This is a genomic window from Neobacillus sp. BF23-41 (assembly GCF_041106275.1).
Window position 1 is genome coordinate 175,136 of record NZ_JBGBPR010000007.1, and the last position, 14,018, is coordinate 189,153.

Below are 14,018 nucleotides of genomic sequence, written 5' to 3' on the forward strand. Positions count from 1 at the left end.
TGGCTGCACTTTTTAATATTTCGACAAAAATCTACGAAACTCGGACGATGACTGGCTCTCCCATTAAATTTTATATATACGGGCTCCAATTTCATCTCTAAGTATATTATAAAGGGTGTTAGCCTAATTACTCTCCTTACAAACGAAAGGTAGTGTTTGAATGTATAATAACGCAATCCCTCATCTTGGTGATTACTCTAATGCTATTCCCCATGCTCCAATGTCTTACGGCTATGCGACTCCTTTTCAAGGACATTGTGTTAATGTTCGTGGATGGGGAAGTTTTATCATTATCATAGTGTTGTTTATTTTATTAATCATTATCGGTGCAATTGCTTTCTGCCATTAATTAGGGCAGACCTAATTAAAAGCTCTTCAAAAAAACATAAAGATCTTGTCGAGTTAGATGACAAAAGTCAGGGACATGGTACGAACCCATGTCCCTTTCATGTAAGCAAAGCTTCTATGTTTAACCTACAAAAACGAATCATTCCTCTTGAATTGGAATCATTCATCAAAACTCAGCCGCCAAGCTGACTGGTGGTTTCGGTTAAGATAATATAATCTTTATCCAGTCCTCTAGTGTTAAGGCCTTTACTTCTTTTAAAAAATTGTTGTGCATGTACTCTTGGTAATGATCATGTTTATTTTGACCGCTCTAATGGCTAGTTCGTCCTTCCTATTATTCTACTAAATTTGACAAAATGCTGCCGAAAAAAATGCCAGAACATCCCTAAAAGGGGTATGTTCTGACACTTCAACTGAAAAAATATTTAGCTTTATAGATTTGTAACAACTTATAAATAAATTTAAGAACCAAAGTGGTCCTCTACCCTGTCAAGGTTTGCATAACTTCCCAGAACTGCACCCAGGTCTCAAGCAGTTTTGAAGTTTGCTGGCACCTTTTTTTCCGGTATCTGATGTTCCCTGAAATATTGATTTATCAAGCTTATTTGCTCTCTAGTGTTTTCTTTTGATTTGTAATTTTAAAAATTTGGGCACCAAGCATGGCACCACTGTACCTAGCAACATATATTATCAAATGTTAAAATCTAAAAATGCCGCACAAGAAACTTGTTAGCGGCTTTATTATTTTTATTTATTCTATTTAGCATGTCGAAATGGTACCATAAAAAAACGCTTATTTATTTCTTCCGATAATAAAATAAAAAAGTCTTTACCTACATTAAGCCTAATAGCATTTCTATATACTTCAAGCAATTCTTCAGTGCTGAGTTTATCCATATTGATTTCACTCCATTTAGTCTTTGCTTTTACATTTTAAATAAGAAGGCAGACACTAAATGACCTATATCTTGAACCATTTCGTGTCTTAACCTTCAATTACATGCTGCTACACCTTTCTGTTGCCCCAAAAATATTGGGAATAACATGAGGAACTCTAAATTCAGCCGTCTGTTCTGCCCCTATATCTTGGTGCCATTTAGTGAAGAATAATGCCACATTCCGATTATATTCAGCTGTATCTGCGAAAACTTGAGCATCACCTGTCCACAAAGCCCCTGTTTTATATATATATTCCTTTTAAATTATGTTACTTCAACTCTCTCAATCCCCAATTTCTGCATAGATTTGGGGGCTTTTCTTCCGCTTGTCTGCATAGAATGTAGACAAGCGGAAGTGATCTCTCAATGAAAATAGTTAACCTGGAGGGAATAACCTAATGCAATTTATTGAAGATGTTAAAGACGTGAAATTTAGCTTTTTGGAAAAACCGCCGGCGTCGTCTATGACTTATGCCTTTGTTTATGTTAATAATCACAACGAATACTATGCAGTTAAAAATGGAGAGCGTTTGTCACGTAGTGAATTCCGAATTGGCAAATATAAAAGGGTTTATACAGTCAATATGCAGCAGCAAACCATCACCTACAAGGAGGAAGTCCCTTCGGCAACAAGAGGTAGAATGTTTTCTGTCAATTTATTTATCGATATTGCCGTTGAACACCCTGAACGGTTAGTTCAACAAAATGCAGGAGAAATTGGCAACATTTTTAACAATAATCTGCCCTTCTGGGTGGAGTCGGAAGCAAGATTTTTTCTAATTGAAGAGGATCTGAGTTTTGCCCGGCATATTGAAGATTTTTTTCAAACCTCGCGATTGGTCAAGGTGTTAAGAGATGCTGGTATTGTTGTTCGAAATGTTCGTGTTTTGATCCGGCAAGGTATTCGGGACCAGCGCCATGATGAGGAGATCGCCGATTTAGACCGAAACGCAGAACTATCCGCCTATCAAGAGGCTCTGGACTTGGAGGAGGCGCGCCGGATTTCGGCAACGATTAAAGAAGCCCTTCAAGCAGGGGATTTTATCGCTGCAGGGAAGCTTGGAGAAAAGAATGAAATGGCAAAGCGGTTAGTGGAATCGGAGTTTAGCCAAAATCAAGCCTTCAAATTTGAGGTAAACAAACAACTTTTAAACTTGATCAACGATCACTCTATTGACCAGTTTGAGGCAGAACAAAGATTGGCCAAGCTAAAAAAACTATTCCCGTATCTCCCGGTCAATCTGGAAAACATCAATAGAAAAAAACAGATTGCTGGTCCAAGGAGAGAACTTTCATCCTATTTATATAAAGGAGATTAGCGATTGTGGAATCCATTTTAAATCAGCTGTTTTGGGTCTGGTCACTTATTTCAGTCCTTCCGGAATGGTTGCGTATTTTTTTAGCTCTCTTTGTGTTCCTGCAGCTCGCAAGGCTGATATTGTTGTACATTGTTCCTCCCATCTTAAACTTTTTGTGCCGTTTGTTGAAAAAATTGCTTTATCTCATTTCTTACCCAATCATGGCACTTCTTTGCAAGATGCAAAGGAGCCGGAGAGAAGCAGGAAAAGCGGGCATATCTGTTTGGATTGATATCATTGAAGGAATGTTTGCCTTGTTCGAAAGTTTTTTCAACAAAATCATTCAGCTTTTCATGAAACGGAAAAGGAATAAGACCAGGATTAAAAGATGGACCTTCTATTCTGCCACAGCTTTTGTGATTTTGCTTACTGCAGCAATCATGAACAATCCAAATGAGTGGTATACAGAAAAATGGAAGAAAGCTGAGGTATGGTTAAACCAAGAACATGTGCACATACAAGCATCCGAGGCTTCCCCTGATCAAAAAGAATTAATTTTAAATATGAAATATGAAGAAGGCGGAAATATTCGTGAAGCTCCCACACTAACCGCGCCCCGTCTATACACTATTACAAATGGAGAAATAATGCAGTTTTTAAATGAAGAACAAGTAGATTCCAAAGGAATTAAGTGGCTAAAAGTTCAAACCGCAAACGGGATCGAAGGCTGGATTTCAGCCTTGATTGTCAGTGAAAAATAATAAATTGAGAGGGATATTTACCATCTTAGTGTCGCAATGAATGCAACAAATTCCGTGATTTTAGGATCCTTTGTCCAGTTCATAGCACAACCTAAATAAGGAGAGTGGACTCCAATGGGTATAGTCCCCTCTCCTTATTTAAAGGTCCCTATGTCCTAATTGGTGTCAATTCATATAGCGATATTCTCTCAGACTATTCAAAATGATAATGAAGTTACCTGTCACCACCCGAAAGATGTCGATGAAAATACGACAAATTGCGGGTAGTGACAGGCACAAGTATCTATTGCTGTTATTAATATTGTCCTGTGGATTATTTATATTGGGATAAGTGTAAAAACTTTTTTAGAAATTTCTCGAACAAAATCATATCGGAATGTCCATGGAATTCTTCTTCTTACTTCTGTTAGCACACAATCGATAGTCCTTTTACTTAACACTGTTTTCAAAGAATTTCCTGACATCTTTAACCTATCCTTACTATTCATAGGATTTTGTTTTTATCTTGTTTCTGTTTTCTTTATTTTATATAGATAAATAAAAAATTCTTGGTCAATTGAAATGGATTGGAACAATACGAACTGCATTTTACATGGGGCTGTATCTATTTCCGGGATTGCCTAGTCACAGGCATCATTAGTATTGATACCATAAGATTGATATGGAGAGCAGCCCTGATTATGGCGCAGGTCTCAAGCAGTTTTGAAGTTTGCTGGCACCTGTATTTCTAGTATCTTGATGTATCCTCAAGTATTGATAAATTAAGGATTCTAGACGTCAAGTATTTTCTTGTGATTTTTAATTTTAAAAATTTGGGCACCAAGCATGGGACAAGTTTGTAACTAGCTAAGTACTTTTTCAGTGGCCTCCTCAGGCAGTCGAGCCTTTTTAGCTTCAACCCGAAAAATTGCATATAATCAATTTATCAGAAAAAGGGGCATTGATTGTTTGCGAAATTGTTGAATCCCATGTACTTGGTAACTGAATTACATTCTCTACTAGTATTTGACTAAATGCTTTGCCACTATTTCCGTATTCAGGCGATTTATAGTCTTACAACTACTAATCGATGATATTATAACAAAGCGTTTAGAGTTAATAAAACTACATTACTATCTTAATTTCACTAAAAACAAAATGATACTAGGTAAAAGACATTGTGATGGCCGCAATGAAGAAAAACCTCCATTTCTAGAGGTTTCTCATTCATTAAATATTATAAATAAAGTCCTCAGGTATGACCCGTCTTAAGAAATGCTGCGTTCTTTCCTCTTTTGGTCTTGAGAAAATCTCCTTTGGAGAATTCTCTTCTACGATCACACCGCCATCCATAAAGATGACTCGGTTCGCTACATCCTTTGCAAAAGACATTTCATGGGTCACCACTAACATGGTTGTTCCTTCTTTTGCAATATTTTTCATGACGGTTAAGACTTCACCGACTAATTCTGGATCCAGTGCTGACGTTGGTTCATCAAATAAGATAATATCTGGATTTAACGCAATCGCTCTTGCAATGCCAACCCTCTGCTGCTGCCCGCCAGACAGTTCACTAGGGTAGGAATTCAATTTATCTGCCAATCCCACCTTCGCCAAGGCCTGTTGCCCCAGCTCATTGGCATCTGCTTTCGGAACCTTTCTGCCAATGATAAGACCTTCTGTCACATTCTCTAATACTGTTTTATTCGTAAACAGATTATAATTCTGAAACACAAAAGCAATCTTTTGTCTGATTTGATGTATTTGTTTTTTGGTTACAGATTTAAGGTTCACATGAATATCACCAAAAATGGCTTGCCCCTGATCGGCCCGTTCAAGAAAGTTAATGCACCGAAGCAATGTGGTTTTACCAGAGCCACTCGGGCCAAGAATGACAACCACATCACCCCTATCAATCTGTAAATCTACTCCTTTTAAAATCTCATTCTTACCAAAGGACTTGTGGATATTTTTAATCTCTAACATGACTTTGCCTCCAATCATGATCTTAGGTAGCGGCTGCTTTATACTTCCTTAACCGTTTTTCATACATCTTAAATAAGGTTTCCACTAAGCTGCATAAAATGAGATAGACAAGAAAGATATCGATGTACGCTTCAATAAAATTGTAGCCAACATTGGCTGCCACTTGAGCTTTTAACGTAATCTCTCTCAATGACAAAGCATAACCCAAAGAGGTAGCTTTAATAAGATTGACCGTTGCTGTACAAATATTGGGCAATGCCACCACTAATATTTGTGGAATGAGTATTCTTCTAAACGCTTGCACATTGTTCAACCCAACGGAATAAGCTGCTTCCAGCTGCCCCTTACTGACCGTGCTAATAGCAGAACGAAATACTTCAATTAGAATAGCCGTTGTATTCAACGAGAAAACAATAAATGCGTACCAAATCGGATTGATATCGTAGATACTCGCTTTAACATGATACTTCTCGAATATGGGAGCCAATAGTAAAGGAACACTTGTAAAAATAATAAAAATTTGAACAATGACAGGAGTCCCTCTCACAAACGAAACATACACTCGTGCCAACTGGCTTATCACTGGAATTCGATTAATCCGCGATAAGGCGAGCAAAAATCCTGTAGGCAGAGCAATGAGTAAGGAGACAATCGTAATGAGTAAGGCTATAGGCACTCCAGATAATGCAACAAAAAAGGTTTTTACTAAAAATGAAACATCCAATCCGACCGACATGCTGTCACCCCCTATGTCGTTTTTATAACCAGTTTACCTTTACTAAAAATCTTTTCTAGCATTGAAAAGAACTGTTCAATCAAAATGGATAAAACCCAGTATATAAGAGATAAGGCAAGATAAATTTCTAACGAATGAGAATTATAGTTATTTGAAATAATAAGGCTTGCTTTCCCCATAATATCAACCAAACCAATGGTATACGCTAATGATCCTTCTTTCATTAATTCAAGGAGGCTGTTACCGAAATTGGGCAATGCGACAACAAATGCTTGCGGCAACACAATTCTCCGAAATGCCTGGCCAGGACTAAGCCCAACACTAACCGCTGCCTCATATTGTCCCCGGTCGATCGCTTCATAGGCCGTTCTCATCACCTCAGACATGAAGGCCCCAAATTGCAGCGAAAAGGTAATCACAACATAAATCGAAGTGTGAAGATGATTCAGTTCTGTACCAAAGTTACTGGCTATTGCCGGAAGCCCGTAATACACTAAAAATAAAAGAACAATAGAGGGGGTACACCTTAAAATGGTGGTATACCCATTGGCGATTTTTCTGGCAGCCGTACTCGTTCCGAGTTTCATTACGGCTAAGATAAATCCTAGAATCGTACCGAACAAAACCGATAGACCTGCAACCATAAAGGTCACGTGTAAAAACGAAAGAAGTTGTGGCAATGCTCCCCAAATGTAGGTACTATCAAAATACGTTTGCATATTCCACCTCTTTTTAGATGGTTACCTTTTTACAGTATCCAAAAGTTTAAATAAATCAGTATTATAGAACTTAACCATCAGTTTGTTTGTCTTCTTTTCCTCTTTTATTTTCTTGATGGCTTGATCATAGGCATCTGCAAATTCTTGTTCTTTTTTGTTGAATAATGGCCACGTTTTGACAACTGCAAACTCATTATAAACAAGGTCATTTGCTAAATTATGGTAAGGGCCATCCTTTGCAAGGACTTGCTTTTCATACGTTGCTCCCAAATAAATGCCTCCATCTACACGTCCTTCATTTACCCATTGAACGACATCCACTGAGAATGCATCTCCGGCTTCCAGTTTAACTTTATTGTCTGGATTGGCTTGGTTATATTCATCCACAATGGTATATTGAGCATTACTTGCCGCAATAGGTGCTAACGAAAGCTTAGCTTTAGCAAAGTCTGATAAGTCTTTTATATTTTCGTTTTTCTTTTTTAACAAAATACCAACGCCGCTGAGTCCGAGGAATTCTTTCGGAAAAATATAACTCTTTGTTCTTTCCTCTGTGAACCAGGCATTTTTTACCCCTACTTGATATTTGCCTTGCTGCACCCCTACCAATAAGTCTTCACTGGATGTTGGCACATATTCGAATTCATATTCTGGCAATGCCTTATCCACTAATTTCATGACTTCAATTTCATATCCCGTTGGGTTGCCCTTTTCATCTAGGTATCCGATTGGTTTACCACCTTGATCAAACGCTACTTTTACTTTTCTGACTTCTTCCTTAGCAGCTCCCGCATCCGATTTTGCCCCAGTTGTTGCCGTTGAGCCGCAGCCTGCGATGAGGGTTACTAAAGCGATTCCTGTAACGGCAATTTTAAAAAACTTATTCATTTTCATTGTCTTTTCCTCCCTTAGATTCATATTGTTGAATAGCTGTTTGAGCTAATTTTAAAATGGTTAGATCATCCATTGGCGGATTATGCAGGCCTGCCCGGACATCTCGGTAATAACGCTGCAGTGGATTGGTCAGCTGTAAGCTTTTTGCTCCGACTAATCGCATAGCTTTGTCGACCACGGTAATCGCGGAGTTGGTCACAATATGTTTGGCTACAAGTGCTTCATTTGTGATATCCCGTTGACGATCCTCATCGATGTAAGCCTCTGCCGTACCATATAGGGCAAATCTTGCTTTGTATAATTCCAAGTCCATCTCGCCTAATAACGCCTGCACGTTCGGCAGCTGAGCGATTGGACCCTTAATACTATTGGGCGAATGGGTATTGGCAAATTCGAGTGCATAGTCCCTGGCCGCCTGCGCGATCCCTAAATAGGTGGCAGGAATCAGCAGACCCCAGCCATTCAGTTTAAACCCCGTATGATAACTAGGAATTTCGACTAAGTCCGACTCATCCACTACCACGTTTTCTAATACTAGATCATGGCTGCCGGTACCACGCATCGCGATCACATTCCAATTTTCCTCGATGGTTAGTCCTTCCGCTTCTTTTGGAATCAGCAAAAATCCTACCGTTCCTTTTTCTTCGATCCAAGCAGAAGTTAAAAAATAATCCAGTTCCGGTGAGCAGGTTGTATAGCTCTTCCGCCCATTAATCACCCATTTTCCAGCTACACGCTTAGCACTTGTTTCGGGCCGGCCCCCGCGAATGGGACTGCCTGTAGCCATTTCGCTTACTGCTCGGTTAATGATGGCCCCATCGTTCACTTCTTCAGCAAAAAAGGCTAACTTTTCTGGATTCCAATACCGATTTTCAAATAATTCTCCAACGGTCATTAATGTCCATCCAATCGATAACGCGGTGCTGCCATCATAGCTTCCCAGTTTTTCTTGTAAGAGAATGGCATCATATAGAGAAAATCCTGCCCCGCCAAATTCCTCTGGTAAGGTCAATTTGGTATAACCGATTTTTCTTAACGCCTGGATATTCTCTCTAGGGAAGCTGCCCTCCTTGTCTATTTGCGAAGCTTTTGCTTTAAAGTCCGCTTCGAATGGGTACAGCCGTTCAAGCCACTTACGCTGTTTGCTATTTTTTACAAATAAGTCCTCCATGCTCTTTGCTCCCTCCTAACACTTAATAAAAAAGACTGCTCCCATTTAGAATGGAAGCAGCCTTCAGTTGACTGATAAGCTAAGCTCATAAGTATAAATACATTTTTGGAATATTATGTATCTATTACATTATAATAATCACATTAATCCAATGTGTCAACTAGGAATTCAAATTTGTATTTCCATTAACTAATTTACATACTCCAGATTCATATGAATCATTAAGAAGATCTGTACCGTAAAGAGATTTTAAATAAACCGCTCAAACATCTCACATATTGCAATGCTTTCAGTGACCGTTCTCGTTATTACAACTCTTCCCTGTTTTCTTACACTTCTACTCATACAAAAAAACTCCAAATATAATTATTTGAAGGCTTTGAACACACAACAGTTTTAGCTTCTCGGTAACACACAGTGTCGTTTAAAATGAACAAAAAACTGTATAGGTGGGAATTTGGTTGATTAATTCAAAATTTTAATGTTGGCGGGACTGCGTGGGAGTCGAACCCACCAGACCACACACGGCGGTCTCAAGCAGTTTTGAAGTTAGAGGAATGGTGTTTTTTCTAGTTATTTGTAATTATCATCAGTTATCTGGAATCCTTAATTTTAAAGGGATTTCGGGTAATTTCATATAATTTTGTTATTCCTAGTTATCGGTTGTTATTTTGAGTTCGTGACCAAAATGTGACCATTAAGTGACCGATAAACTAAAATTAAATATAAAAAACTGCACCTTCCATTTCAATCTTATATAGTTTCCGACAATAACTGCAAACCTCTTTAATATGGTTTGCAGTTTTTTTAGAATAATTATTTTTTCTTTAGTATTAGAAGCTTGAAACACAAAAGCTAATTTATTTACTGATATCAGCATTAATCATTGTTTAACCAATGTTTTTTACTGGGTGGGTCGGGGTGACCCGACACTTCTGAGGAACACGATTTTGAGTCAAGACTCTCTAACATCAGACCACCAGTTCAATTATATCTACAGTTAATTGAATTTTTGTTAAAACCCACAGTATACGATTAATTTCAACTTCCATAATAGTCAAGCTTACTGAACATGTTTGTTGAATTTAACTTGTCCTATTTTCTTGTACTTATGGATAAGCTCTACCTCTACTTGTCTTGCTTGTTCTCTATATTCACCAACAATTTTGTATGAAATCTCCCCTTCTTGCAATCCTGTTTATGCTCTAAATTTCTTCAATTAGAATAACGTTTGCAACGATACCAGACTCTACTCCCAACATAAACAACTTCAGTATTCAACCCCATGCTCATAAACAATAAATTGATCGACCTTTCTAAGTTTGTTTGGATTTAGATTGTGTGTTTTTATTAGGCCAATAAACTCTTGGAAACTTATTCCATAAATATTGACTATGGCTTGGTTCCTCATTTTTTTGTTAAATGTTAAATAAATTGCTCCTTTGTTGGCAACAGAACAAAACATTCTGTGCAAACAAGCGCAATCTTCTGGATGAAAATCGTAACCTCACTTCCAGATAGCTCGGAACAGGATTTTCTTGAATTGTTTTTCCTGGAGAAAGTCTACTAGATGGAGATCTAAACAATCCGTTCTTTGCTTACACTGATCAGGATCCAAATATCCTAATGATCCTACAAAATATATTGATGTTAGTCCAGGAAGTAATCCAAAGCAAATACATTGATAAAATTTTTGGCGGAAACAGTCAGCCTAACGTTGCTCCAAATTCAGAACATTACACGACCTAATTAACAAGTATTATCAATAGTACAACAAACCAGTTGTTCTTTTTGGTTATAGTATGGGTGCTTCCATTATTAACCTAACCTTAATTACTGTTTATACTATCCTTCGGTATAAATAGCAATTAAAACTTTTGCCTATCATCACCGATATTGCTGATGTAATTATCTCGCATTTAAGAGAATAAATGAAAGAGGAAACAAAGAAATCAGTTTATATTAAAATACTTCGTGGAATTGGATATAATTGGAGGAGCCAAAAGGGAAAGCATGTGAAGAAATGTACTTTAGGACTCTGTTGACAAATCAGAGTTTGAGAAGGGACATTGACAGGTTCTCCTAGGCAAAGAGTACAGATCCTTTGGTCCCCATTCATTTTATATAATATCCAAAGGTATTTTTCTTGTTGGTTTTGGAAATACCTCGTCAAGTCTGTTCAGATCTTCTATGGTAAATTGAATAGTAGCAGCTTGAGCATTGGCTAAAACATGTTCTTCCTTAACAGCTTTTGGGATAGCAATTACGTTGTTCGAACGAATGGTCCACGCAAGAGCAATTTGTAATGGCTGCACATTGTATTTTTCTGCAATCTCAATGATGGTTGGATCGCTTAGTAATTGTCTTCTTAAGCTCCCTCCCTGGGCCAGGGGACTATAGGCCATAATTGGTATGTTATGTTCATGATGCCATGGTAGGAGATCATAATCAATTCCTCTAGAACCTAGATGATATAACACTTGATTTGTCATACATTTTTTTCCGTTAGCGGTATCCCACAACTCTATCATATCATCCGTATCAAAATTAGAAACTCCCCATCTTACAATTTTACCATCCTTGCTCAGTCTCTCCATTCCTTCAATCGTTTCTGCCAAAGGAACACGACCTCTCCAGTGTAAAAGATACAAATCAAGATGATCTGTTCCTAGTCGTTTTAGACTATTTTCACATGCGCTTTCAATCAAATCTAACCCGGAATGATGAGGATATACTTTCGATACTAAAAAAACTTTATCTCTACGCCCCTTGATTACCTCACCAACTAAACGTTCGGAATCGCCATTTCCGTACATTTCAGCCGTATCGATTAGCTTCATGCCTAGTTCTATTCCAAGTTGCAAAGCTTTGATTTCTTTGTTTTTGGATTGAGGATTTTCACCCATGTACCATGTTCCTTGACCAATGCTTGGAAGAAAGGTTCCATCAGGTAAAGTTACTACACGTTTTTCAAGTGAATGCTTAATTCTCAATATTTTTTCATGGTCACGTAAACTCATTTTCATCATTCCTTTCATATCTCACCTTGTTTTTTTTGAACTGCAATTCTTCAATCATTACCATTTATTGAAAAATTGGATTATTAATTAAAAAATAAATGTGGCTATACATTGTTGTAGTATAGCCACAAAAATAACATTATAATGCTCACTTACACCAAGTGAGCCCCGCCATCAATAAGAAGAACAGTACCAGTTGTAAAACCATTTTTCACTAAGTACACGTAGGCCTCAGCAATGTCTTCAGGCTGTGCCACGCGATTAACAGGTAGCTGCTGTGCAATTTTGCTGTATAAATTTTGTCTTTGCTCGTCAGGCATCCCTCCGTAGAGTGGGGTGTCTACGATACCAGGTGAAACAACATTTACCCGTATAGGGGCCAGGTCTACTGAAAGCCCCCTAACCAATCCATCGAGCGCTGAATTGATCGAAGCAAGTGTAGTTGCCCCCTGTGGTGGACGGATTCCATAAACACCAGAGGTCAATGTGATAGAACTGGTATCATTCAAGTACGGAATAGCAGCACGAACGGTTAAGTATTGCCCCCAAAACTTACTATCAAACGCTTCTCTAACATCCGCAACAGGTAAGTCACTAAAATGACCCATTGCACCTTCACCTGCCGTAACGACAAGGTGATCAAAATTCCCTACCATTTTAAAAAAGTCAGCTAGTTTTTCTTCACTGCGAAAATCAACATTGTATGCTTCCACATTACCACCAAGTACATTCTTTGCCTCCGAAAGTTTTGCATCAGAACGACTTGCAATAATGACTTGAGCAGATTCATCAAGAAATGCCTTTGCTGCGGATAATCCGATACCAGAAGTACCTCCTATTACGACCACACGTTTTCCTTTTAATGACATTGTATGAACCCTCCTTAAAAAATTCTTTTTAGGTTGTATCTGAAAACAATATTACATTCTACTTTTAGTGAAAATAATATAAACCAACGCTTCATTATTTTATTTTGCTAATAGTTTTAACGCTTCACGATTGAATGCCGGGATATCATCTGGAAAACGGCTAGTCACAATATTATTGCTTACCACAACTTCTTCATCTTTGTAGTTAGCCCCTGCATTTTTTAAATCATTACGAATAGATTTGAAACCAGTTATGTCGACGCCTTTTAATAGGTCTGTATCGATCAATACTTGTGGTCCATGGCAAATGGCAAAAACAGGTTTGCCTTCTTGGATAAATTCTTTTGCGAATTGTCCAAAGCGGTCATCTTCACGTAGTAAATCAGGGGAGAAACCACCTGGAATAAGCAAAGCATCAAAGTCTGCTGGATTAACTTCATCTATGGCTTTATCAATATTTACGGTTGCACCTTTTTTACCAGTTACTTCATTTCCTGCATGTTTATTAATTGTAATCACTTGATGACCAGCTTCTTTGAATGCTTCTGCAGGTTCTGTAAATTCAACATCCTCAAATAAATTGGTGATAAGTGTAGCAATTTTTTTGCCCAAACTAAAAACCCTCCTTAAATCGCAAAAACTTATTATTCTCACAAAAAATGCTTATATTTAATGGAAGCGGTGGGTTCGAAATTTACTTCCGAACCACACTCTATCCAACCAAAATGTAGAACTAACGTAATGCTTTAACAAGGGCTTTTCCAAATTCTTTCGCACCTTGTGGACCATCGCCAGTAATAATATCATCATGGGCAACAACGTGTTGTTCAACATATTTAACGTCAACAGCTTTCAATTCGTTCTTTTGAACATCTAGTGGATAGCAAGTTGCTTCTCTTCCAGAAAGCAAACCAGTTTTAGCAACTGTAACAGCCCCTGCACAAATTCCTGTTACAAGAACTTTCTCATTGTAAGCTTGCTTCAAAAAGCCTTGTAATTCTTGATTTCCCCATAGATGATCATTTGTACCAGATCCTCCAATTACCGAAACAACTTCAAATTCTGTGGGCGATACGTCTGAAAAGATAACCGAAGCAGTTGCTTTCCCATCATAGTCACCAGTAATTTCACCTGCCACGGTGCTAGCAATGGTTACTTCGACTCCTGCATTTTCAAGCTCTTCTTTTGGTTTGAATAACTCATCTTCATTAAAACGTTCTGGCGGTATAATTAAGAGTGCTTTTTTACTCATTATTTTTTCCTCCTCAAAAAGAAAAAGATTTGTTGATAACACTTTTT

At 37.9% G+C, this 14,018-nt stretch carries 14 protein-coding genes; 3 read left to right on the forward strand and 11 right to left on the reverse strand.

What is annotated here, in order from left to right; translation table 11 throughout:
- The first annotated feature begins 160 nt into the window (after positions 1-160).
- Entirely contained in the window at positions 161-349 is a 189-nt protein-coding gene (locus tag AB7942_RS13510) for a YjcZ family sporulation protein (protein WP_369447236.1), read from the forward strand.
- Positions 350-1,104: 755 nt separating this feature from the next.
- Here the strand turns inward: AB7942_RS13510 and sda are convergent.
- Both sda and AB7942_RS13520 read right to left on the reverse strand, forming a co-directional pair.
- Positions 1,105-1,245: a sporulation histidine kinase inhibitor Sda gene (sda, locus tag AB7942_RS13515; protein ID WP_369447237.1), complete on the reverse strand. Its 141-nt coding sequence runs from the start codon at positions 1,243-1,245 to the stop codon at positions 1,105-1,107.
- Positions 1,246-1,344: 99 nt separating this feature from the next.
- Positions 1,345-1,518 (reverse strand): alpha-L-rhamnosidase-related protein, encoded by a 174-nt coding sequence (locus tag AB7942_RS13520; RefSeq protein ID WP_369447238.1) that lies wholly within the window; start codon positions 1,516-1,518, stop codon positions 1,345-1,347.
- A gap of 166 nt (positions 1,519-1,684) precedes the next feature.
- On the opposite strand from AB7942_RS13520, the gene AB7942_RS13525 reads away from it, so the two are divergent.
- Both AB7942_RS13525 and AB7942_RS13530 read left to right on the forward strand, forming a co-directional pair.
- Entirely contained in the window at positions 1,685-2,605 is a 921-nt protein-coding gene (locus AB7942_RS13525) for a hypothetical protein (RefSeq protein WP_369447239.1), read from the forward strand.
- 5 nt (positions 2,606-2,610) lie between these two features.
- On the forward strand, positions 2,611-3,345 hold the full coding sequence (locus AB7942_RS13530) for an SH3 domain-containing protein (RefSeq protein ID WP_369447240.1): 735 nt from the start codon (positions 2,611-2,613) through the stop codon (positions 3,343-3,345).
- 1,209 nt (positions 3,346-4,554) lie between these two features.
- Here AB7942_RS13530 and AB7942_RS13535 read toward each other — a convergent pair.
- The 9 genes from AB7942_RS13535 to AB7942_RS13575 all read right to left on the reverse strand — a co-directional run bounded on the left by AB7942_RS13535 (position 4,555) and on the right by AB7942_RS13575 (position 13,971).
- Positions 4,555-5,310 (reverse strand): amino acid ABC transporter ATP-binding protein, encoded by a 756-nt coding sequence (locus tag AB7942_RS13535; protein WP_098935000.1) that lies wholly within the window; start codon positions 5,308-5,310, stop codon positions 4,555-4,557.
- Between the two features lie 22 nt (positions 5,311-5,332).
- Positions 5,333-6,046 (reverse strand): amino acid ABC transporter permease, encoded by a 714-nt coding sequence (locus tag AB7942_RS13540; RefSeq protein ID WP_369447241.1) that lies wholly within the window; start codon positions 6,044-6,046, stop codon positions 5,333-5,335.
- A gap of 11 nt (positions 6,047-6,057) precedes the next feature.
- The gene (locus AB7942_RS13545; RefSeq protein ID WP_369447242.1) at positions 6,058-6,765 is read right to left on the reverse strand and encodes an amino acid ABC transporter permease; all 708 of its coding nucleotides are present in this window, start codon (positions 6,763-6,765) and stop codon (positions 6,058-6,060) included.
- Positions 6,766-6,786: 21 nt separating this feature from the next.
- Positions 6,787-7,659 carry a transporter substrate-binding domain-containing protein gene (locus AB7942_RS13550; protein ID WP_369447243.1) on the reverse strand — a complete coding sequence of 291 codons (873 nt, stop codon included), beginning with the start codon at positions 7,657-7,659 and terminating at the stop codon, positions 6,787-6,789.
- Entirely contained in the window at positions 7,646-8,830 is a 1,185-nt protein-coding gene (locus AB7942_RS13555) for an acyl-CoA dehydrogenase family protein (RefSeq protein ID WP_369447244.1), read from the reverse strand. Before AB7942_RS13555 ends, AB7942_RS13550 begins: the two co-directional genes overlap by 14 nt.
- A 2,120-nt stretch (positions 8,831-10,950) precedes the next feature.
- Entirely contained in the window at positions 10,951-11,850 is a 900-nt protein-coding gene (locus AB7942_RS13560) for an aldo/keto reductase (protein ID WP_369447245.1), read from the reverse strand.
- A 152-nt stretch (positions 11,851-12,002) separates the two neighbouring features.
- Positions 12,003-12,719, reverse strand: a complete 717-nt coding sequence (locus tag AB7942_RS13565; protein WP_335719758.1) for an SDR family oxidoreductase — start codon at positions 12,717-12,719, stop codon at positions 12,003-12,005.
- A gap of 99 nt (positions 12,720-12,818) precedes the next feature.
- Complete coding sequence (locus AB7942_RS13570; protein WP_369447246.1) at positions 12,819-13,331, reverse strand: type 1 glutamine amidotransferase domain-containing protein; 513 nt, start codon at positions 13,329-13,331, stop codon at positions 12,819-12,821.
- A 121-nt stretch (positions 13,332-13,452) separates the two neighbouring features.
- The gene (locus AB7942_RS13575; RefSeq protein WP_335719756.1) at positions 13,453-13,971 is read right to left on the reverse strand and encodes a DJ-1/PfpI family protein; all 519 of its coding nucleotides are present in this window, start codon (positions 13,969-13,971) and stop codon (positions 13,453-13,455) included.
- Positions 13,972-14,018 lie beyond the last annotated feature (47 nt).

Excerpts from the sequence above, each read along its gene's own strand:
- AB7942_RS13510 (WP_369447236.1), top strand. The coding sequence starts at position 161 with ATGTATAATAACGCAATCCCTCATCTTGGTGATTACTCTAATGCTATT.
- sda (WP_369447237.1), bottom strand. The coding sequence starts at position 1,245 with ATGGATAAACTCAGCACTGAAGAATTGCTTGAAGTATATAGAAATGCT.
- AB7942_RS13575 (WP_335719756.1), bottom strand. The coding sequence starts at position 13,971 with ATGAGTAAAAAAGCACTCTTAATTATACCGCCAGAACGTTTTAATGAA.
- AB7942_RS13540 (WP_369447241.1), bottom strand. The coding sequence starts at position 6,046 with ATGTCGGTCGGATTGGATGTTTCATTTTTAGTAAAAACCTTTTTTGTT.
- AB7942_RS13560 (WP_369447245.1), bottom strand. The coding sequence starts at position 11,850 with ATGAGTTTACGTGACCATGAAAAAATATTGAGAATTAAGCATTCACTT.
- AB7942_RS13545 (WP_369447242.1), bottom strand. The coding sequence starts at position 6,765 with ATGCAAACGTATTTTGATAGTACCTACATTTGGGGAGCATTGCCACAA.
- AB7942_RS13565 (WP_335719758.1), bottom strand. The coding sequence starts at position 12,719 with ATGTCATTAAAAGGAAAACGTGTGGTCGTAATAGGAGGTACTTCTGGT.
- AB7942_RS13535 (WP_098935000.1), bottom strand. The coding sequence starts at position 5,310 with ATGTTAGAGATTAAAAATATCCACAAGTCCTTTGGTAAGAATGAGATT.
- AB7942_RS13555 (WP_369447244.1), bottom strand. The coding sequence starts at position 8,830 with ATGGAGGACTTATTTGTAAAAAATAGCAAACAGCGTAAGTGGCTTGAA.
- AB7942_RS13550 (WP_369447243.1), bottom strand. The coding sequence starts at position 7,659 with ATGAAAATGAATAAGTTTTTTAAAATTGCCGTTACAGGAATCGCTTTA.
- AB7942_RS13525 (WP_369447239.1), top strand. The coding sequence starts at position 1,685 with ATGCAATTTATTGAAGATGTTAAAGACGTGAAATTTAGCTTTTTGGAA.